This window comes from Mycolicibacterium elephantis DSM 44368 (assembly GCF_004014805.1).
Lineage (GTDB): Bacteria > Actinomycetota > Actinomycetes > Mycobacteriales > Mycobacteriaceae > Mycobacterium > Mycobacterium elephantis.
In genome coordinates this window covers 68298-92751 of the sequence record NZ_ATDN01000008.1, presented here as the reverse complement: position 1 = coordinate 92751, position 24454 = coordinate 68298, and the positions used below count along the sequence as shown (strand labels likewise).

Here is a 24454-nt window from a genome sequence, read left to right as displayed (position 1 = left end):
CGATGGAGCGGGATAACAGGACACTTCCGCTCACGCGAGGCCAGCTGGACATTTGGCTTGCCCAGGAAACCGGACAGGCTGGCGCCAAGTGGCAGCTGGGGATGCTCGGGCTAATCGAAGGCCCGATCAGACACGATTTGCTGGAGCGGGCAGTTCGTCATGTGGTAGGCGAGGCTGAGCCGCTGCGTGCTGCGTTTTTCGAGGCGGACGGCCAGGTTTTCCAGACGGTCCGGGATTACCCGGACACCGAGCTGGCCTATTACGACCTGACGTCGTCAGCGGATCCGGTTCGCGACGCCTACCGGACGGCCTCATCCATCCAACGCGCGGTGATGCCGCTGAGCGGGCCGCTGTTCAAATTCGCGTTGATTCAGACGCGGGCTGAACAATTTTATTTCTTCGTGTGTTGCCATCACATCGTTATCGATGGAATTGGCATGGGAATTGTCTGCCACCGAATTGCTGCGGTTTATTCGGCAATGGCTACCGGCGCACAGATTCCGCCTCCTGTTTTCGGATCCCTGCGCAGCCTCATCGACACTGAAATCGAATACGAAGCGTCCGAGGACTACGCCGCCGACGAAACCTATTGGGCAAACAACATTCCGTTGGAATCGGAAGCGCCGTACGGCCCCGTGCCCGGCGTCGCGCGCGAAGTCGACGGGTATGAGCCGTCGGCGCCCATCCAGTTGGATCCCGCCGTCGTCGCCAGGACCCGCGAGCTGTCGCACGCCTTGGGAGTGCGCCGGGCGTCGGTGATCACCGCCGCGTGTGCGCTGCTTGTGCATGGCGAAACCGGTGGTCCCGAGGTTGTTCTCGATTTCCCGGTGAGCAGACGCGTTCGCCCGGAGACGCTGTTGGTGCCCGGAATGATTTCCGGAGTCGTGCCGCTGGCGTTGAAGGTTTCGCCGGACACGACGGTCGCCGGCTTCTGCGAACACGTCGACAACCGGGTCCAAGAGGCGCTGCGGCATCAGCGGTTCCCGGTCCGCGCCATTGAGAACAAGGCGCGTTTCCAAGGTATTGGCCGGTCCTCGACCCGAGCGGTAATCAATTTCATTCCGACCACCCGGTTGGCCGATTTCGCGGGGGCCGCCGGATCGGGAACCGTGACCCACACCGGCATGGTGGATCAGTTCGGGCTGGTCATTATCAGAAACGACGAAGAGCTCTTTCTCAGCACGTCGGGTGTCGGCGAATTGTTCGCCGGATGTGATGCCCGCGAGCTGGCGGACCGATTCGAACGTGTGTTGACGGCGATGACCGCCGACCCGGCGCGGCCCCTTTCGACGATGGACGTCCGCGACCAGGAGGAGCGCCACCTTCTGGACGGGTGGGGGAACCGGGCGGCGCTGGATCCGGTGCCCGGCGGGGCCTCGATCCCGGAGTTGTTCCAGGCGCAGGTGGCTCGTGCCCCCGACGCACCTGCGGTCAGCGGCGACGGCAAGACCTTGACCTACGGCGAGCTGGACGAGGTGTCGAACCGGTTGGCGCACCTGCTGGTCGAACGCGGCGTGACTTCGGGTCAACGGGTCGGGCTGCTGTTTTCCCGGTCGGTCGAGGCGATCGTGGCGATCCTCGGCGTGCTCAAGACCGGTGCGGCGTACGTGCCGATCGACCCGTCGGTGCCCGACGCGCGGTTGGAGTTCGTGCTCGGCGATGCCGAACCACCGGTCGTGGTTACCACCGGGGACCTGGCGGGCCGGCTGGCCGGACGCGGGGTGACGGTCGTCGACATCGCCGACCCCGCGGTGGCGGCGCAGCCCGGTGACGGTTTGCCGTTGCCCGACGCTGACGACGTGGCATACCTGATCTACACGTCGGGCACCACGGGGGTGCCCAAGGGGGTGGCGATCCCGCATCGCAACGTGACCCGGCTGTTGGAGGCGATCGACACCCGTTTGGAGCTGTCGCCGAAACAGGTGTGGACCCAAAGCCATTCGTTGGCGTTCGACTTCTCCGTCTGGGAAGTTTTCGGTGCGCTGCTGCACGGCGGCCGTCTGGTGGTGGTGCCCGAGGCGGTGACCCGTTCGCCCGAGGAGTTCCACGCCTTGTTGGTCGATGAACAGGTCAGCGTGTTGAGCCAGACGCCGTCGGCGTTTTATGCGCTGCAGTCCGTCGACGAGCTGACCCCCGAGGCGGCGGACGGGCTCGCGCTTGACGTGGTGGTGTTCGGCGGTGAGGCGCTGGAGCCGGCCCGGTTGCAGGGCTGGCTGGCCAAGCATCGGGATGCGCCGCGGCTGATCAACATGTACGGCATCACCGAGACCACGGTGCACGCGTCGTTCCGCGAGATCACGGCGGCCGACGTCGACAGCACGGTCAGCCCGATCGGGATACCGCTTGCCGATCTGGCGTTCTTCGTGCTCGACGGGTGGCTGCGGCCGGTGTCGCCCGGAGTGGTCGGTGAGCTGTATGTGGCGGGCGCCGGGTTGAGCTACGGCTATGTGGGCCGGTCGGGTCTGACCGCGTCGCGGTTCGTGGCGTGTCCGTTCGGGGCCGCAGAAGCACCGGGGCGGTTGATGTATCGCACCGGGGATTTGGTGTGTTGGGGCGCCGACGGCGAGCTGAGGTATCTGGGGCGCGCCGACGAGCAGGTCAAGATCCGCGGCTATCGCATCGAGCTCGGCGAGATCCAGGCCGCGCTGGCCCAGTTGGACGGCGTCGAGCAGGCGGCGGTGATCGCCCGCGAGGACCGGCCGGGTGACAAGCGGCTGGTCGGCTACATCACCGGCAGCGCCGACTCGGCCGAACTGCGGGCCCAACTCGGTGAGCGGCTGCCCGCCTACATGGTGCCGGTCGCGGTGGTGGTGCTGGACGCGCTGCCGCTGACGGTCAACGGCAAGCTCGACAAGCGTGCCCTGCCGGCGCCGGAGTTCTCCGATGCCGGCCGGTACCGCGCCCCTGCCAACGCCACCGAAGAGGTCCTCGCGGGCATTTTCGCCGAGGTGCTCGGGCTGGAGCGGGTCGGTGTCGACGACTCGTTCTTCGACCTCGGCGGCGACAGCATCCTGTCGATGCAGGTGGCCTCGCGGGCGCGGGCCGCCGGCCTGGTGTGCCGCCCCCGCGATGTGTTCGTCGAACAGACCGTGGCCCGGCTGGCCCGCGCGGTCGAGGTCGCAGGCAGCGTCGCCGATGTGATCGACGAGGGCGTCGGGCCGGTGGTGGCCACCCCGATCATGCAATGGCTGCAGAGCGCCGAGGGTCCGGTTGACGAGTTCAACCAGACGGTGCTGCTGAAGGCCCCAGCCGGGGTGACCGAAGCCGACGTGGTGGCCGTGCTGCAGGCGCTGCTGGATCGGCACGCGATGCTGCGGCTGCGCGCCGAGGACGACGGTGCGGGCGGCTGGTCGTTGACTGTGCCAGAACCGGATTCGGTGCAGGCCCGGGATTGCGTGCAATCGGTTGAGGTGTTGAGCGACGAGGCGCTGGTGACCGCGCGGTCGCGGTTGAACCCCTCCGAAGGCAGGATGCTCAGCGCACTGTGGGTGGCGTCCACCCGACAGTTGGCGTTGATCATCCACCACCTGGCCGTTGACGGCGTGTCCTGGCGAATCCTGTTGGAGGACTTCAACCTCGCGTGGGCTCAACTCCGCAACCAGGAACCCATCGCGTTACCGCCGGCCGGGACGTCGTTTGCGCGGTGGGCGCAGTTGCTTTCCGAGTACGCCGAGCGTTCGGGCGTGGTGGAACTGGCCGGGCATTGGAAGCAGGTGGCTTCGGCGCCGGCGGTGCTGCCCGCGCCGCAGCCCGAACTCGACACGTATGTGAACGCCGGGCGCTATTCGGCGGAGTTGGACGCCGAGACCACCGCGATGCTGCTCGGCGAGGTTCCCGCGGCGTTTCACGCTGGGACACAGGACATCCTGCTGATCGCGTTCGGGTTGGCGGTTGCCGAGCTGCTGGGCGCCGGTGGTTCGCGGATCGCCATCGACGTCGAGGGTCACGGCCGCCAGGAGGAGTTGGCAGGTCTGGGCGCCGACGTGGACCTGTCGCGCACCGTGGGTTGGTTCACCACCAAGTACCCGGTGTCCTTCGACCTCGGCGGCCCGTCCGGCGGGTTGCGATGGGCCCAGGTGGTGGCCGGTGATGCGGCGTTGGGTGCGGTGCTCAAGCACGCCAAGGAGCAGCTTCGGGCGCTGCCGGACGGGCTGACCTACGGCCTGCTGCGCTACCTGAACTCACACGCGGACCTCGACGGCGACGACCCGGCAATCGGGTTCAACTACCTTGGCCGCCTTGGCGGCTCGAGTGGCGGCTCCGGTGATGCGTGGCGCATCACCCCCGAGGGACTGTCGCTCACGGGTGTCGCCGGAGCGCTTCCTCTTGCGCTGATGCACACCGTTGAGCTCAACGCGGCGACCGTCGACACCGAGGTCGGGCCGCGGCTGCGCGCGGACTGGACGTGGGCGCCGTCGGCGCTCGATCACGACGAGGTCTCCCGGTTGAGCCGGCTGTGGTTCGAGGCGCTTTCGGGCATCTGCGCGCACGTGCGAAACGGTGGCGGTGGTCTGACGCCGTCGGATGTCGCGCCCGCGCGGTTGACCCAGCAGCAGCTCGACGAGCTGGCCGAGCACGGCCCGATCGCCGACGTGTTGTCGCTGACCCCGTTGCAGCAGGGGTTGCTCTTCCACGCCAACACCGCACAGGCCAGCGACCTGTACGCGATGCAGCTCGACATCGAGCTGAGCGGCCCGCTCGACGTGCAACGGCTGCGCGATGCCGTGCACTCGGTGGCCGAGCGGCATCCGCACCTGGCGGCGCAATTCATCGAACAGTTCGACGAGCCCGTGCAGATCCTTCCGGCCGAACCCGAAGTGCCTTGGCGCTACGTCGAATTGAGCTCTGACAGCGACGTCGACGAACAGGTTCAGCGAGTCTGCGCCGACGAACGCGCCGCCGTCTGCCGCCTCGCCGACGAGCCGGTCTTCCGTGCCGCGCTCATCCGCGTCGCGCCGGAGCGGCACCGGTTCCTGCTCACGACGCACCACATCGTGCTCGACGGCTGGTCGATGCCGATCCTGCTGCAGGAGATCTTCGCCGGCTTCGGCGGCCAACGCCTGCCCGCCGCCGCGCCCTATCGCAGCTTCATCACCTGGTTGGCCGGACGGGACGTCGATACCGCCCGGGCGGCGTGGCGTGAGGTACTGGCCGGCTTCGATGCCCCGACCCTGGTCGGGCCGCCGGGCAAGGCGGCGCCCGGGCCGCGTGGCATCGAATCGTTCCAGATCTCCGAGGACATCACGCGGGCCGTCAGCGAACTGGCGCGGTCACATCAGACGACGGTCAACATCGTGCTGCAGACCGCGTTCGCGCGGCTGTTGTGCTCGCTGACCGGTCAGCACGACGTCGCCTTCGGCACCACGGTTTCGGGCCGGCCGACCGATGTGCCAGGCGCGGAATCGATGGTTGGCCTGCTGATCAACACGGTGCCCGTACGCGCGACGTTCACCCCGGAGGCCACCACCGAAGACCTGCTGGGCCGGCTGCAGAGCGCCCACAACGACACCCTTGAGCATCAGCACTTGGCGCTCAACGAGATTCACCATCTCAGCGGGCACGATCAACTCTTCGACACGCTGTTCGTGTTCGAGAACTACCCGATCGACACGGCGGTGTCGTTGGGCGCCGACGGATTGCGCGCCGCCGAGTTCAACTTCCGCGAAACCAACCACTATCCGCTTGCCGTGCAGGCGATGCCGGGGCCTCGACTGGGCCTTCGCGTCGAATACGACACCGATGTGTTCGACGGCGAACGCGTCGCAGCGCTGATCGAGCGGTTCGAACGGGTGTTGGCCGCCATGGCCGCCGAGCCGAAACGGCGGCTGTCGTCGGTGGACCTGCTCGATCCGACCGAACAGGCTCGCATCGACGAATGGGGCAGGCGGGCGGCGTTGACCGGGCCGTCGACCGCGGTCGAGCCGGTCCCCGCGCTGTTCGCCGCGCAGGTGGCACGCACACCCGACGTGCCGGCGCTGACCTTCGACGGACAGTCGATGACGTACGCCGAACTCGACGAGGCCGCGAACCGGCTGGCGCTTGTGCTCGCCGGACAGGGTGCGGCGCCCGGCGAGGTTGTGGCGCTGATGCTTCCCCGGTCGGCCGATGCGATCGTGGCGATTCTGGCCGTGCTGAAAACCGGGGCGGCCTACCTGCCGATCGACCCCGCGCTGCCGCTGGCGCGCGTCGGGTTCATGCTCGCCGACGCCACACCGGTCGTCGCGGTCACCAAGGCCGAGCTGGCCGAGCGGTTCGAGGGCTTCGAGGTGCCGGTCATCGATGTCGGCGATCTCGACTCCCATGAGGTCGACCCCGCTGCGACCCTTTCCGGGCCGACGGCCGATGACATCGCCTACATCATCTACACCTCGGGCACCACAGGTGTGCCCAAAGGCGTTGCCATACCTCACCGCAACGTGCCGGGGCTGTTCGGCGTGCTCGGCGGTGAGCTGTCGTCGGGGCCGGGCCGGGTGTGGACACAGTGGCACTCCTACAGCTTCGACGTCTCGGTCTGGGAGATCTTCGGTGCGCTGCTGCACGGTGCCCGGCTGCTGGTGGTGTCCGAACAGGTCGCCGCGTCGCCGGAGGACTTCCACGCGTTGTTGGTCTCTGAGCGCGTCGACGTGCTGAGCCAGACCCCGTCGGCGGCCGGAATGCTTTCGCCGCAGGACCTGGAGTCCGCCGCGCTGGTGGTGGCGGGGGAGGCCTGTTCGACGGAACTCGTCGACCGGTGGGCGGCACCTGGCCGGGTGATGATCAACGCGTACGGCCCGACCGAGGCCACCGTATATGCGTCGATCAGCGCGCCGTTGACCGCGCAAGCACCGGACTCGGTGGTGCCGATCGGTGCGCCGGTCACCGGTGCGGCGTTGTTCGTGCTGGACGCGTGGCTGCGCCCGGTGCCGCCCGGTGCGGTCGGCGAGTTGTACGTGGCCGGCCGCGGGGTGGCTGTCGGCTATGTCGGCCGCGCGGGGTTGACGTCGTCGCGATTCGTGGCGTGTCCGTTCGGAGAGCCCGGCATGCGCATGTACCGCACCGGCGATTTGGTGCGGTGGGGCGCCGACGGACAGGTCGAATACCTGGGCCGCGCCGATGAACAGGTCAAGATCCGCGGCTACCGCATCGAGCTCGGCGAGATCCAGGCAGCACTGGCCGGACTCGACGGCGTCGAGCAGGCGGTGGTGATCGCCCGCGAGGACCGCCCCGGCGACAAGCAGCTGGTGGGTTACATCACCGGCGCCGCCGACCCGGCGAAAACCCGTGCCGCACTTGCCGAACGCCTGCCCGCCTACATGGTCCCGGCTGCGGTGGTGGCGATCGACGCGGTGCCGCTGACGGTCAACGGCAAGCTCGACACCCGTGCCCTGCCGGCGCCCGATTACGACAGCGACCACTACCGCGCCCCGGCCACCCCGGTCGAGGAGATTCTGGCCGGCATCTACGCCCAGGTCCTCGGGCTCGAGCGCGTCGGGGTCGAGGACTCGTTCTTCGACCTCGGCGGGGACTCGTTGTCGGCGATGCGGTTGGTCGCCGCGATCAACAAGACGCTGAACGCCGGCATCGCGGTGCGCGCGTTGTTCGACGCGCCGACGGTGGCCGCGCTGGCGCCCCGGATCGGTGGGGAAGAGGCCACGCTGGAGCCGTTGGTCGCCGCCGAACGGCCCACCGACGTCCCGCTGTCGTTCGCCCAGGCCCGGTTGTGGTTCCTCGATCAACTGCAGGGGCCGTCGCCGGTGTACAACATGACGGCCGCGTTCCGGATCAGCGGCGCATTGGACGTCGACGCGCTGGGTGCGGCGCTCGCCGATGTGGTGGCCCGTCACGAGACCCTGCGCACCCTGATCACCGCGCCCGGCGGCGTTCCGCATCAGGTCGTGATCGAGGCCGAGCGCGCCGACTTCGGTTGGGAGGTCGTCGACGCCAGCGGGTGGACGCCGAGCCGGCTGCGTGAGGCCATCGACGCCACGTCACGCCACACATTCGACCTGGCTGTTGAAATCCCCCTGCGGGCACGGCTGTTCCGGATCTCCGACGAGGAACACGTGTTGGCGGCGGTGGTGCACCACATCGCTGCCGACGGCTGGTCGCTGACCCCGCTGGTGGCCGATCTTTCCGTGGCCTACGCCGACCGGTGCGCGGAAAGGTCTCCGGGATGGGCGCCTCTGGCGGTGCAGTACGTCGACTACACGCTGTGGCAGCGCGCGCAGTTCGGTGAGCTCGACGACACCAGCAGCCGCATCGCCACACAGCTCGCCTATTGGGAAGATGCGCTGTCCGGGATGCCCGAACGCATCGCGCTGCCCACCGACCGGCCCTATCCGCTGGTCGCCGATCAACGCGGCGCCAAGGTGGTCGTGGACTGGCCCGCCGAACTTCAGCGGCAAGTCGCCCGACTCGCCCGGGAGCACAACGCGACCAGCTTCATGGTGCTGCAGGCGGCGCTGCTCACCGTGCTGTCGAAGTTGAGTGGAACCTCCGACGTGGCAGTGGGTTTCCCGATCGCCGGGCGCCGCGACCCCGCGCTCGACGAGCTGATCGGGTTCTTCGTCAACACCCTGGTGCTGCGGGCGGATCTGGCAGGCGATCCGACCGTGGCCGACGTGCTGGCTCAGGTGCGGGCACGCAGCCTGGCCGCCTACGAGCACCAGGACGTGCCGTTCGAGGTGCTCGTCGAACGGCTCAACCCGACCCGGTCCCTGACCCACCACCCGTTGGTTCAGGTGGCCCTGGCGTGGCAGAACGGCGTCGGCAACGACATCAACGATCCCGCCGCCGAATTCGCACTGGGCGATCTGCAGGTCCGCCCGATGCCGGTGGACACCCACACCGCGCGAATGGATTTGAACTTCTCGCTGGCCGAACGTCACGGTGAGGACGGTGAGCCGGCCGGAATCAGCGGCACGGTGGAGTTCCGCACCGACGTGTTCGACGCGGGCACCGTCGAGACGCTCATCGCGCGGCTGCGGCGGGTCCTGGCGACGATGACCGCCGACCCGACGGCACGCCTGTCGTCGATCGATCTGCTCGACGACGAGGAACACGAACACCTCGACCGCCTCGGCAACCTCGCGACGTTGACCGCCCCGGCGCCGGCCCCGTCCGCTTTGACGATGACCGAGTTGTTCGCCGAGCATGTGGCGCGTATCCCGGACGCGGTCGCGGTCACCTGCGGCGAGCGTTCGTGGACCTACCGCGAACTCGACGAGGCCTCGAACCGGCTGGCGCACAGGCTGACCGGACACGGTGCCGGTCCCGGGCAATGCGTCGCGCTGCTGTTCAACCGGTCCGGCGAGGCGATCGTGTCGATGCTGGCCGCGCTCAAGACCGGAGCTGCCTATCTGCCGATCGACGCGGCGGTGCCCGCCGGGCGCATGGAGTTCATGATCTCCGACGCCGCGCCGATCGCTGCGGTCACCACCGCAGAACTCGCCGACCGACTGGCCGGTACCGACGTGACGGTCATCGACGTCGGCGATGTCGGTCCCGCTGCGGCCGACGGCCTTTCGGGTGAGGTCGGCACCGGACCGCGCCCGAACGACATCGCCTACCTCATCTACACGTCGGGCACCACCGGCGTACCCAAAGGTGTGGCGATCACCCACCACAACGTGATCCAACTGCTTGGGTCCCTCGACGCCGGAATTCCGCCGGCGGGCGTGTGGCCGCAATGTCATTCGTTGGCTTTCGACGTATCGGTCTGGGAGGTCTTCGGCCCCCTGCTCCGTGGTGGGCGAGTGGTCGTGGTTCCCGAGGACATCGCGGGGTCACCGGAAGACTTCCACGCGCTGCTGGTCCGCGAACAGGTCACCGTGCTGACCCAAACACCTTCTGCGGTCAGGGTTTTGCCGCGTGAAGGCTTGGAAACGGCGGTGCTGGTCGTGGTCGGGGAGGCCTGTCCGCCCGAGGTGGTCGAGCAGTGGGCGCCCGGCCGCGTGATGATCAACGCCTACGGTCCGACCGAGACCACGATGTGTGTGGCGATCAGCGCGCCGCTGACACCCGGGCTGGGTGTGCCGATCGGCTCGCCGGTGCCGGGCGCGGCGTTGTTCGTCCTCGACGAGTGGTTGCGCCCGGTGCCCGAGGGCGTGATCGGCGAACTGTATGTCGCCGGGGAAGGTGTCGGCACCGGATACCTCGGCCGGTCCGGTTTGACCGCGTCGCGATTCGTGGCGTGCCCGTTCGGCGGGCCGGAGGCCGCTGGAAGGCGGATGTATCGCACCGGGGACCTGGTGTACTGGCGTCCCGACGGGCAGCTGCAATACCTGGGCCGCGCCGACGAGCAGGTCAAGATCCGCGGCTACCGCATCGAGCTCGGCGAGATCCAGGCCGCGCTGGCCGCGCTCGACGGGGTGCAGCAGGCGGCGGTGATCGCCCGTGAGGACCGGCCGGGTGACAAGCGGCTGGTCGGCTACATCACCGGCAGCGCCGACCCGGCCGAACTGCGGGCCCGACTCGGCGAGCGGCTGCCCGCCTACATGGTGCCGGTCGCGATCGTCGTGCTGGACGCGCTGCCGCTGACGGTCAACGGCAAGCTCGACACCCGCGCACTGCCCGCGCCCGACTACGGCGACGGCGATCGGTACCGCGCGCCCGGCGACGCCGTGGAAGAAGTCCTCGCAGACATTTTCGCCGAGGTGCTCGGGCTGGAGCGGATCGGGGTCGACGACTCGTTCTTCGACCTCGGCGGCGACAGCATCCTGTCGATGCAGGTGGTGGCCCGCGCTCGTGCCGCCGGCCTGGTGTGCCGTCCCCGCGACGTGTTCGTCGAACAGACCGTGGCCCGGCTGGCCCGGACCGTCGGGGTGTCCGGCCGCGCCGGCGGCCCCATCGACAGCGGCATCGGGCCGGTGGCGGCCACCCCGATCATTCGGTGGCTGCAGACGGTGGACGGGCCGGTTGACGAGTTCAACCAGACGGTGCTGCTGCAAGCTCCCGGCGGGGTGACCGAGGCCGACGTGGTCGCGCTGCTGCAGGCGCTGTTGGATCGGCACGCGATGCTGCGGCTGCGCGTGGAGGACGACGGCGCGGGCGGCTGGTCGTTGACTGCGCCGGAACCGGATTCGGTGCAGGCCCGGGATTGCGTGCAGTCGGTGGACGCGTTGAGCGACGAGGCGCTGGTGACCGCGCGGTCGCGGTTGAACCCCTCCGAAGGCAGGATGCTCAGCGCACTGTGGGCGCCGTCGACCGGGCATCTGGCGTTGATCATCCACCACCTGGCCGTCGACGGAGTGTCCTGGCGAATCCTGCTCGACGATCTCAACACCGTCTGGGCCCAGCAGCGGGGGCGCAAACCGGCGGCGACGCCTCCCGCGGGCACATCGTTCGCGCGGTGGGCCCAGTTGCTGGCCGAGCACGCCGACGACCCCGATGTGCTTCAGCTCGCCGACTCCTGGAAGCAGGTCGCCTCGGCGCCGACGGTGCTGCCCCCACCACGGCCCGAGCGCGACACCTATGTCAACGCGGGTTGGTATTCGGCGGAGCTGGACGCCGAGACCACCGCGATGCTGCTCGACGAGGTGCCTGCCGCGTTTCGCGCTGGGACACAAGACATCCTGCTGATCGCGTTCGGGTTGGCGGTGGCCGAGCTGCTGGGCACCGGCAACTCGCGGATCGGCATCGACGTCGAGGGCCACGGCCGCAACGAGGATCTGGCGGGCCTGGGCGCCGACGTGGACCTGTCGCACACCGTGGGCTGGTTCACCGCCAAGTATCCGGTCGCGCTCGCCGTGGATCGGCTGCCCTGGGCCCAGGTGGTGGCCGGTGACGCGGCGTTGGGTGCGGTGCTCAAGGACGCCAAGGAGCAGCTTCGGGCGCTGCCCGACGGCCTGACCTACGGTCTGCTTCGTTACCTGAGCTCACACACGGAACTCGACGGTGACGATCCGGCGATCGGCTTCAATTACCTTGGCCGCCTTGGTGGGCCGGCCGGCGACCGGTCCGGCGAGGGGTGGCGGATCTCCGCGGACGGAGTGTCGTTGACCAGCGTCAGCGCGGCCGTGCCCATGCCGCTGGTCCATTCGCTCGAGCTCAACTCCGCCACCGTCGACACCGACGCCGGGCCGCGGCTGCGCGCGGACTGGACGTGGGCGCCGTCGGTACTCGATCACGACGAGGTCTCCCGGTTGAGCCGGCTGTGGTTCGAGGCGCTTTCGGGCATCTGCGCGCACGTGCGAAACGGTGGCGGCGGGCTGACGCCGTCGGATATCGCGCCCGCGCGGCTGACCCAGCAGCAGCTCGACGAGCTGGCCGAGCACGGCCCGATCGCCGACGTGCTGCCCCTGACCCCCGTGCAGCAGGGGTTGCTCTTCCACGCCAACACCGCCCAGTCCAGTGAGGATCTCTATGCGGCACAGCTGCACATCTCGCTGAACGGTCCGCTGGACGCCGAGCGCCTCCGCGATGCCGTGCGCACCGTGCTCACGCGGCATCCGAATCTGGTGGCACGCTTCTGCCAACGGTTCGACGAGCCGGTGCAGGTCATCCCGGCCGCCCCGACGGTGCAGTGGCGCTTTGTCGAACTGGACGCGGACAACACCGAGGAAATCGAACGCCTCTGCACCGCCGAGCGTGTCGCGGTCGGCGACCCCGCTGACGCGCCGGCGTTCCGGGTGGCGTTGATCCGGACCGGGACAGACCGGCACCGGTTCGTGCTGACCAATCACCACATCGTGCTCGACGGCTGGTCACTGCCGATCCTGATGCAGGAGATCTTCGCCGGCTATCACGGTCAGCGGCTCCCGACGGCTCCACCGTATCGCAACTTCATCAGCTGGTTGACCGAACGAGATCTCGGTGCCGCACATGAGGCATGGCGAAATGCATTGGCAGGGTTCGAGACTCCCACCCTGCTGGGCCCGCCGGACCGGAAGGGCCTTGGACCCCGGGCCGCCGAAACGTTCTCGGTGTCAGAGGAGACCACCCGAGCGCTCGGCGAGTTGGCACGCTCGCAGCACACCACCATGAACATCGTGCTGCAGGCCGCCTACGCGCGGCTGCTGTGCTGGCTGACCGGTCAGCCGGACGTCGCCTTCGGCACCGTGGACTCCGGTCGGCCGCCCGAAGTGCTCGGCTCGGAATCCATGGTGGGCCTGCTGATCAACACCGTGCCGGTGCGGGCCACCTTCACACCGACCACCACCACGGCCGAACTGCTCGGGCAGATGCAGCGCGCGCACACCGACACGCTCGAACACCAGCATCTGGCGCTCAGCGAGGTTCACCGCCTGACGGGTCAGGATCAACTCTTCGACACGTTGTTCGTGTACGAGAACTACCCGATCGACACCGTCGCGCCGTTGGGCGCCGACGGGTTGACCATCGACGAGTACGAGTTCCGCGAATCCACCCACTACCCGTTGACCGTGCAAGCCGAGCCGGGCGACGCGCTGGGTTTCCGAATCGAGTACGACACCGACGTTTTCGACGCCACCGACGTCAAGGCACTCGCCAAGCGGCTGGAAACCGTGTTGGCGGCGATGGTCGCCGACCCGCAGGGTTCGCTGTCGGCGGTCGACCTGCTCGATGACGCCGAACATGCCCGCTTGGACGCGTGGGGCAACCGGTCGGTGCTGACCCAGCTGCCCGAGCCGACATCGGTGCCGCAGGTGTTCGCCGCGCAGGTGGCTCGCACCCCGGACGCAGTGGCGATCCGCTTTGACGGCCGGTCGACCACCTACCGCGAGCTCGACGAGGCCTCAAACCGGCTGGCGCGGCTGCTCGCCGACCGTGGGGCCGGCCCGGGTGAGCGGGTGGCGCTGCTGTTCCCGCGTTCGGCCGACGCGATCGTGGTGATCCTGGCGGTGCTCAAGACCGGGGCGGCCTACCTGCCGCTCGACCCGGCGCTGCCTGACGCGCGGATCGAGTTCATGCTCACCGATGCCGCGCCGATCGCCGCGGTCACGACGGCCGAGCTGGCGCCGCGGTTCGACGGCTACGGGCTGCTCGTGGTCGATGTCGCCGATCCCGAGGTGGCCGCTCAACCCGGCACGCCGTTGCCGCTGCCGTCGCCGCACGACGTCGCCCACATCATCTACACCTCGGGCACCACCGGCGTTCCGAAAGGCGTTGCGGTCAAGCAGTGCAACGTCACCCAACTGTTCCACGAGCTGCAGATCGGCGTGCCGCTGGAGCCCGGCCAGGTGTGGACGCAGTTCCACTCGTATGCGTTCGACTTCTCGGTATGGGAGATCTGGGCTGCGCTGCTGTACGGCGGGCGCCTGGTGATCGTGCCCGAGCTGGTGGCGCGGTCCCCGGAGGAGTTCCACCGGCTGCTGGTGCGCGAACAGGTCACGGTGCTGACGCAGACGCCGTCGGCGGCGGGCGTGCTGTCCGAAGAGGGGGTCGATGCGGCGTTGGTCATCGGCGCCGAACCCTGCCCACCGGAATTGGTCGATCGGTGGTCGGCCGATCGGGTGATGGTCAACGTCTACGGTCCGACCGAGACCACGATGTGGTTGTGCGCCAGTGCCCCACTGCAACCGGGGTCGGGATCCCCGCCGATCGGTTCGCCGACGGCATGGGCGGCGTTCTTCGTCTTGGACCCCTGGCTTCGCCCCGTGCCCGCCGGTGTGGTCGGCGAGCTCTATCTGTCCGGTGCGGGCGTCGGCGTCGGGTATTGGCGCCGGCCGGGACTGACCGCGTCGCGCTTCATGGCCTGCCCGTTCGGCGAGCCCGGCACGCGCATGTACCGCACCGGAGACCTGGTGCGCTGGCGCCCCGATGGCCAGCTGGACTACCTGGGCCGCGCCGACGAACAGGTCAAGATCCGCGGCTACCGCATCGAGCTCGGCGAGATCCAGTCGGCGCTCACCGCGATCGACGGTGTGGAGCACGCGGCCGTGATCGCCCGCGAGGACAAGCCGGGCGAGAAGCGGCTGGTCGGCTACATCACCGGCACCGCGGACCCGGCGAAAGCCCGTGCCGCGCTTGCCCAACGGCTGCCCGGCTACATGGTTCCCGCAGCGGTCATGGTGATCGACGCGCTGCCGGTGACCGTCAACGGCAAGCTCGACACCCGTGCCCTGCCTGCACCGGACTACTCCGACGTCGGCCACTACCGCGCGCCGGCCAACCCGACCGAAGAGATCCTGGCCGGCATCTTCGCGCGGGTGTTGGGCGTGGACCGCGTCGGCGTGGACGATTCGTTCTTCGATCTCGGTGGGGATTCGCTGTCGACCATGCGTCTGATCGCGGCGATCAACGCCAGCCTGGATGTCGACCTTCCGGTGCGCACGGTGTTCGAGGCGCCCACCGTCGCCCAGTTGGCCCCGCGGGTGGGGGAGGGCGCCGGTCGGCTGGCGCCGTTGACGCCCGTCGAGCGGCCGGAGATCATTCCGCTGTCGTTCGCCCAGAACCGGTTGTGGTTCGTCGACCAATTGCAGGGTCCGTCACCGGTTTACAACATGCCGGTCGGGTTGCGGTTGCGGGGCCCACTCGACGCCGACGCGCTCGGCGCGGCGTTGTCCGACGTGGTCGAGCGCCACGAGAGCCTGCGCACCCTGTTCGACGCGCCCGACGGCACACCTCGACAGGTGGTGGCGCCCGCCGACCGCGCGCAATTCGGCTGGAACGTCGTCGACGCCACCGGGTGGTCGGAGAGCCGGCTCAATGCCGCCGTCGACGGCGACGTGCGGTACGCGTTCGATCTGAGATCTGAGATCCCGATCCGCGCAACGCTTTACCGTCTGTCTGCCGATGAGCACGTGTTGGTGGCCGTGGTGCACCACATCGCGGCCGACGGCTGGTCGCTGACCCCGCTGATCCGTGACCTGGGCGCGGCGTACGCCTGCCGGTGCGAGGGGCGGGCGCCGGACTGGGCGCCGTTGCCCGCGCAGTACGTCGATTACACACTGTGGCAGCGTGCGCAACTCGGCGACCTCGAAGACGGCGACAGCCCCATCGCCGCGCAGCTGACCTACTGGGAAGAGGCCCTCGCCGGCATGCCCGAGCGGCTGGCGCTGCCCACCGACCGGCCCTATCCGCCGGTCGCCGACCTGCGCGGCGCGAGCGTCGCGGTGGACTGGCCCGCCGAGGTGCAGCAGCGGGTGCGCGCGCTGGCCGGCGAGCACAGCTCGACCAGCTTCATGGTGATGCAGGCCGCGCTGGCGGTGCTGCTCTCCAAGCTCAGCGCGAGTTCCGATGTGGCCATTGGCTTCCCGATTGCGGGGCGGCGCGACCCGGCGCTCGACGAGCTGGTGGGCTTCTTCGTCAACAACCTGGTGCTGCGCGTCGATCTCGCCGGCGACCCGACCGTGGCGGAGTTGTTGGAACAGGTGCGGGCGCGCAGCCTGGCCGCCTATCAGCATCAGGACGTGCCGTTCGAGGTCCTGGTCGAGCGGCTCAACCCGACGCGGTCCCTGACCCATCACCCCTTGGTTCAGGTGGCGTTGGCGTGGCAGAACCTCCCCGGCAAGGACGACGATCTCACCGACGGGCTGAACCTGGGCGATCTACAGGTCAGCCCGCTGTCGGTGGACACCCAGACCGCCCGCATGGATCTGACCTTCTCCCTCGGAGAACGCTGGACGCGGACGGGCGAGCCCGCAGGCATCGGCGGGGCGGTGGAGTTCCGGGCCGACGTGTACGACGCCGGCACCGTCGAAACGCTGATCCAGCGATGGCAGCGGGTGCTGGCCGCGATGGCCGCAGATCCCGGACGCCGGGTCTCGTCCATCGATCTGCTCGACGAGGCCGAGCGTGCGCGGCTCGACGAGTGGGGCAACCGGGCGGTGCTGGCGGCACCGGCCAAACGCTCGGCGTCCGACTCGATTCCGGCGTTGTTCGACGAACAGGTGGCCCGCACGCCCGATGCTGTGGCGGTCACCTTCGCAGGCCGCGGAATGACGTATCGCGAACTTGACGAGGCCGCGAACCGGTTGGCGCACCTGTTGACCACTTCCGGTGTGGGCCAGGGGCAGTGCGTTGCGCTGCTGTTGGAACGCTCCGCGGACGCGGTCGTGGCGATGCTGGCCGTGCTCAAGACCGGGGCGGCCTACCTGCCGATCGACCCCGCACTGCCCGACGCGCGGATCGAGTTCATGCTCAACGACGCCGCCCCGGCGGCGGCGATCACGTCCAGCGGTCTGGCCGATCGGTCGCACGACTGGCCGCTGCCCGTCGTCGACGTCAACGACCCGGCCCTGAACGACCAGCGGAGCACGCCGCTCGCGCTACCGGAGCCCGACGACGTCGCCTACGTCATCTACACCTCCGGCACCACCGGTGTGCCCAAAGGCGTGGCGATCACCCACTTCAACGTCACGCAGCTGTTGCGGTCGCTGTACGCCGACATGCCGGAACAGGTATGGGCACAATGGCATTCGTATACGTTCGATGCCTCGGTCGAAGAGATCTGGTCCCCGCTGCTGCACGGCGGACGGCTGGTGGTGATGCCCGAGTCGGTGGCCCGCTCGCCAGAGGACGGCCACGCCCTGCTGGTCTCCGAACAGGTCAGCATGCTGAGCCAGACCCCGTCGGCGGTGGCGATGCTCTCATCCGAGGGGTTGGGTGGTTCCACCGCGTTGCTCGTCGCCGGTGAGCCGTGTCCGCCCGAGGTGGTGGACCGTTGGGCGCCCGGGCGAGTGATGGTCAACGGCTACGGCCCGACCGAGACCACGATCTGCGCGTCACGAAGCGCCCCGTTGACCGCGGGGGCCGACGTGGTGCCGATCGGCTCGCCGACGCCGGGCACCGCGTTGTTCGTGCTCGACGAATGGCTGCGTCCGGTCCCTCCGGGCGTGGTCGGCGAGTTGTACGTCGCCGGCCGCGGCGTCGGCGTCGGATACGTCGACCGTTCGGGCTTGACCGCGTCGCGCTTCGTGGCCTGCCCGTTCGCCGCGAGTGAGGCCCCCGGGACGCGGATGTACCGCACCGGCGATCTGGTGTGTTGGGGCCCCGACGGGCAGCTGCGCTATGTGGGTCGGGCCGACGAGCAGGTCAAGTTGCGCGGCTACCGCATCGAACTCGGCGAGATCCAGGCCGCACTGGCCGGGCTCGACGGCGTCGACCAGGCGGCGGTGATCGCGCGCGAGGACCGGCCGGGCGATGTGCGCCTGGTCGGGTATGTGACCGGCACGGCGGAGCCCGCCAAGTTGCGCACACAACTGGCCGAGCGGCTCCCGGCGTACATGGTGCCCGCCGCGGTCGTGCCGTTGTCGGCGCTTCCGTTGACGCCCAACGGAAAACTGGACACCCGTGCGCTGCCGGCACCGGAGTACTCCGACGCCGACCGCTACCGCGCGCCGGCCAACCTGACCGAGGAGATCCTGACCGGCGTCTACTCCCAGGTGCTGGGCGTCGAACGGGTCGGGGTCGACGACTCGTTCTTCGACCTCGGCGGCGACTCGCTGTCGGCGATGCGCTTGGTCGCCGCGATCAACAAGACGCTGGACGCCAATCTGCCGGTGCGTGCCCTGTTCGAGGCGCCGACGGTAGCCCAGCTGGCCCCGCGGATCGGCGGGGAGGAGGCCGCGCTGGAGCCGCTGGTCGCGGGCGAGCGACCGGCCGTCGTTCCGCTGTCGTTCGCCCAGACCCGGTTGTGGTTCCTGGATCAACTGCAGGGACCGTCGCCGGTGTACAACATGCCGACAGCGTTGCGGCTCAGCGGCGCGTTGGACGTCGACGCGTTGGGCGCGGCACTTGCCGACGTGGTGGCCCGCCACGAGACGTTGCGCACCATGTTCCCGGCCGTGGAGGGCATCCCGCGCCAGCTCGTCGTGCCCGCCGAACGCGCCGACTTCGGCTGGGAGGTCGTCGACGCCACCGGATGGACGGCCGACCGGCTGGAGCAGGCCATCGGCGAAGCGGCCCGCTACACGTTCGATCTGGCAACCGAGATCCCGTTGCGGGCGAAGCTTTTCCGGCTCGCCGACGACGAGCACGTGTTGGCGGCGGTGGTGCACCACATCGCTGCCGACGGCTTGTCGATGACCCCGCTGGTGGCCGACCTCGGAGCGGCCTACGCCAACCGGTGCGCGGGGCGCGCCCCGGGCTGGGCGCCGCTGGAAGTGCAGTACGTCGACTACACGCTGTGGCAGCGCGCGCAGTTCGGCGATCTCGACGACAGCGCCAGCCGTATCGCCTCGCAGCTGGCCTACTGGCAGGACGAGTTGGCCGGAATGCCCGAACGCATCGCGCTGCCCACCGACCGGCCCTACCCGCCGGTGGCCGACCAGCACGGCGCCACGGTGACCCTCGAGTGGCCCGCCGAGCTGCACCGGCAGATCGCCCGGGTCGCTCGGGAGCACAACGCGACCAGCTTCATGGTGCTGCAGGCCGCGCTCGGCGCGCTGCTGTCCAAACTCAGCGGAACCTCCGATGTGGCAGTGGGTTTCCCGATCGCCGGGCGCCGCGACCCCGCGCTCGACGAGCTGATCGGGTTCTTCGTCAACACCTTGGTGCTGCGCATGGACCTGGCAGGCGATCCCACGGTGGCGGAGCTGCTGGCGCAGGTGCGGGCACGCAGCCTGGCGGCCTACGAGCACCAGGACGTGCCGTTCGAGGCGCTTGTCGAACGGCTCAACCCGACCCGGTCCCTGACCCACCACCCGTTGGTTCAGGTGGCGTTGGGGTGGCAGAACCTGCCCGCCGACTCGGGCCTGACGCTCGGCGATCTCGCGGTCACCCAGCTGCCGGCCGACACCCAGGCCGCCCGAATGGATCTGAGCTTCTCGATGGCCGAACGTCGCAGCGAGACCGGCGAGCCGGCCGGGATCACCGGGACGGTGGAGTTCCGCACCGACGTGTTCGACGCCGCCACCGTCGAAACGCTGATCCAGCGATGGCAGCGGGTGCTGGCCGCGATGACCGCCGATTCCGATCAGCGGCTGTCGTCGATCGACCTGCTCGACGACGAGGAACACGCCCACCTCGACCGCCTCGGCAACCTCTCCGCGCTGACCGCCCCCCGCCCAGACCCGTCCGCCTCGACGGTGCCCGCGCTGTTCGCCGAGCATGTGGCGCGTATCCCGGACGCGATCGCGGTCACATGCGGTGAGCGTTCGTGGACCTACAGCGAGCTCGACGACGCGGCGAACCGGTTGGCGCACAGGCTGATCGAACACGGCGCAGGCCCGGGTCAGTGCGTGGCGCTGTTGTTCAACCGGTCCGGCGAGGCGATCGTGGCGATGCTGGCCGCGCTCAAGGCGGGCGCCGCCTATCTGGCGATCGACCCTGCGGTGCCCGCGGCCCGTATCGAGTTCATGCTGGCCGACGCGGCGCCGATCGTCGCGGTCACCACCGCCGAACTCGCCGACCGACTCGCCGGACGAGCCATGCCGGTCGTGCAGGTCGGCGACCCGGAGGCAGAGGCGGGCCACCGGCCCGCCCCCGCGCTGCCGGGTCCGGCCCCCGAGGACATCGCCTACCTGATCTACACCTCCGGCACCACCGGTGTGCCCAAAGGTGTTGCCGTCACCCACGACAACCTGACCCACCTGGCGCGGTCAACGCCTGAGCACCTGCCGCGCGAGCAGGTGTGGACGCAGTGTCACTCCTACGCCTTCGACTTCTCGGTGTGGGAGATCTGGGCCGCGCTGCTGGGCGGTTCGCGGCTGGTCGTGGTTCCCGAATCGGTAACAAGCTCACCCGATGACTTCCATGCCCTGCTGATACGCGAGCGGGTCAACGTGCTCACCCAGACCCCGTCCGCGGTCTCGGCGCTGTCTCCGCAAGGGCTGGAATCGGTTTCGTTGCTGCTCGGCGGCGAGGCCTGCCCGGGCGAGGTGGTGGACCGTTGGGCACCTGGCCGGGTGATGATCAACGCCTACGGCCCCACCGAGATCACGGTGTACGCGTCGATGAGCACACCGCTGACGCCGGGTTCGGGGGCGGCGCCGATCGGCGCGCCGGTGGCGACCGCGGCGCTGTTCGTGCTCGACGAGTCCCTGCGGCCCGTTCCGCCCGGCGTGGTGGGCGAGCTGTATGTGGCCGGTGACGGAGTCGCGTGCGGCTATCTCGGCCGGTCGAGCCTGACCGCGTCGCGGTTCGTGGCGTGTCCGTTCGGCGGGCCGGTCGCGGCCGGAAAGCGGATGTATCGCACCGGTGATCTGGTGAGCTGGCGACCCGACGGGCAGCTGCAGTATCTGGGGCGCTCCGACGACCAGGTCAAGATCCGCGGCCACCGCATCGAGCTCGGCGAGGTCCAGGCCGCGCTGGCGGGGTTGAACGGTGTGGCGCAGGCGGTGGTGATCACCCGCGAAGACCAACCAGGAACGAATCGCCTGGTCGGTTACGTCACGGAGTCGGCGCCCGAAGCGGTGGATCCGGGGGCGGCGCGAAACGCGTTGGCCGACAAGCTGCCCCCGTACATGGTCCCGGCCGCCGTGGTGGTGCTGGACGCGTTGCCGCTGACGGTCAACGGCAAGCTCGACGTTCGCGCACTGCCGGCGCCGGACTACTCCGACGCGGGACGGTATCGCGCCCCGACCAACGCGATCGAGGAGATCCTTGCCGGGATCTATGCCCAGGTGCTTGGCCTGGAGCGGGTCGGCGTCGACGAGTCGTTCTTCGACCTGGGCGGTGACAGCATCCTGTCGATGCAGGTGGTCGCCCGCGCCCGGGCTTCGGGCGTGATGTGCCGTCCGCGTGACATTTTCGTCGAGCAGACCGTGGCCCGGCTGGCCCAGGTCGTCGGGGTCCATGGCGGTGCCGACGGTCCGGTCGACGAGGGGGTCGGGTCGGTGCCGGCCACCCCGATCATGCGGTGGCTGCATGAGGTGCAGAGCAGCGGCGGCCCGATCGAGGAGTTCAACCAGACCGTGGTGGTTCAGGCTCCCGAGGGTGTCACCGAAGAAGAGGTGCGCGTGGTCCTTCAGGCGCTGATGGATCGGCATGCCATGCTGCGCCTGCGGGTCGAGACCGCCGCGGACGCGGGGGAGTGGTCGCTGCAGATACCCGAGAAGGGTTCGGTGCCACCGGTTCTGCATTCGGTGGACGCGCTGACCGACGAGGCCCTGGTGGCGGCGCGGTCGCGGTTGAGCCTCTCCGACGGCGTGATGCTCAGCGTGCTGTGGGCGCGCGCCACCGGCCAGCTGGCGTTGATCGTCCATCACCTGGCCGTCGACGCGGTGTCATGGCGAATTCTGTTGGAAGACCTCAACATCGCCTGGGCCCAGCACCACCACGGTCAAGACGTGACGCTGCCTGCGGCCGGGACCTCGTTCGCGCGGTGGGCGAGCTTGCTCGAGGACCACGCCCACGACCCGACGGTGGTGGATCAAGCCGATGGCTGGCGAGACGTGTTGGCCACGCCCTCACCGCTGCCCGCCGCGCAACCCGAACTGGACACCTACGCCACCGCGGGGCACCTCACGGACTCACTGGACGCCGAGACGACACGCGCCTTGCTCGGTGAGATTCCGGCGGCGTTCCGCGCCGGCGTGCAGGACATCCTGCTGATCGCCTACGCGCTGGCGTTGACGCAGATGCTCGACACCGACGCGTCCGTCGCGATCGACGTCGAAGGCCACGGCCGAAACGAAGACATCGCCCCCGACGTCGACCTGTCCCGCACGGTGGGCTGGTTCACCACCAAGTACCCGGTCGCCCTGAACGTGGGGGGACTGTCCTGGGCGCAGGTGGTGTCCGGCGACCCGGCGCTGGGCGGCTTGATCAAGAACGCCAAGGAACAGCTTCGGGCCCTGCCGGACGGTCTGACCTACGGACTGCTGCGCTACCTGAACCCCGACGTCGGCCTGACCGGACCCGAACCGGCCGTCGGGTTCAACTACCTCGGCCGGATGGGTGCGACCGGAGCGGATGCCGGCGGTCAACTGTGGCAGGTCAGCCAGGAGGGTGCCGCGCTCAGCGCCGCCGCCGCGGCGATACCGATGCCGTTGGGGCACACCGTGGAACTCAACGCCAGCACGGTCGACACCGACGACGGCCCGCAGCTGTATGCCACCTGGACCTGGGCGCCCTCCGCGATGGACGAGACACAGGTCGGCCGACTGTCCCAGCTCTGGTTCGACGCCCTGCGGGGTATCTGTGCCCACGTCCGCGGCGGCGGCGGTGGCCTGACACCCTCCGACATCGCTCCTGCCCGGCTCACCCAGGAGGAGATCGACGAACTCAGCGGGCAACACCGCATCGCCGACGTGCTGCCGTTGACGCCTCTGCAGCAGGGCCTGCTGTTCCACGTCAACGCGACAAGCGGCCAGGACGTCGACGACGTCTACGCCATGCAACTCGAGATCACGGTCACCGGCCCGCTGGACTCCGAGCGGCTGCGCCAGGCCGTGCACACCGTGGTCAACCGCCATCCCAACCTGGCGGCCCGGTTCGTCCAGCAGTTCGACGAACCGGTGCAGATCATCCCGGCCGATCCGACTGTCCCATGGCAGTACCTCGAGATCGCCAGAAGCAACGTAGATTTCGACGAGCAGATCCAACGGGCATGCGCTGCCGAACGTGCCGCGGTGTGTGACCTTCTCCGGCAGCCGGCGTTCCGCGCCGCGCTGATCCGCACCGCCGACAACGAGCACCGGTTCGTGATGACCTATCACCACATCGTGCTCGACGGGTGGTCGCTGCCGATCCTGCTGCAGGAGATCTTCGCCAGCTACTACGGGCAGCATCTTCCGGCCGCCGGGTCGTTCCGCAGGTTCGTCACCTGGCTGGCCGAGCGCGACGTCGACGCCGCCCACGCGGCCTGGCGGGACGTTCTCGCCGGGTTCGAGACGCCCACGTTGGTCGCGCCGAAGGGCCGCACGACACCGGGACGGCGCGCCACCGAGTCGTTCCAGGTGCCCGCCGAGACCACCGAGGCGATCAACGAGTTGGCCCGCAGCTGCCACACGACCGTGAACACCGTGCTGCAGGCCGCCTGGGCGCAGCTGCTGACGTGGTTGACCGGCCACCACGACGTCGCGTTCGGCGTCGCGGTGTCGGGACGGTCGGCCGACGTGGCTGGCGCGGAATCGATGGTCGGCCTGCTGATCAACACGGTGCCGGTACGGGCCACCATCACCCCGGACACCACGATCGCCGACCTGCTCGGCGACCTGCAGCGCTGCCACATGGACACGCTGGACCATCAGCATCTCGCGCTGAGCGAGATCCACCGCGCGGCAGGCCATGACCAACTCTTCGACACGCTTTTCGTGTTCCAGAACTATCCCGTCGACACCGCAGCCATGCACACCACCAACGGGTTGGCCATCACCGAGGTCAACGGCCGCGAATACAACCACTACCCGCTGACCTTGCAAGCGATGCCCGGGAAGGAACTGGTGCTGCGCGTGGAGTTCGACACCGACGTGTTCGACACGAACCGCATCCACAAGATCATGCGCCGGTTCCAGCGGGTGCTGGCGGCCATGTCCGGCGATTCGGTGCAGAAGTCATGACCGCCGATGCCTCCCGCCGCCTGTTGTCGATGGATCTCGACGACGAGGACGAACTCGAAGAGCTCGACGCATGGGGCAACCGCGCGGCGCTGACCGCTCCCGCCCCGGCC

Annotated in this window: 1 protein-coding gene; it reads left to right on the top strand. The window is 69.2% G+C overall.

Annotated elements, in window-relative coordinates:
• Nucleotides 1-2 precede the first annotated feature (2 nt).
• Complete coding sequence (locus MELE44368_RS07435; RefSeq protein WP_128107918.1) at nt 3-24344, top strand: non-ribosomal peptide synthase/polyketide synthase; 24342 nt, start codon at nt 3-5, stop codon at nt 24342-24344.
• Nucleotides 24345-24454: the final 110 nt, after the last annotated feature.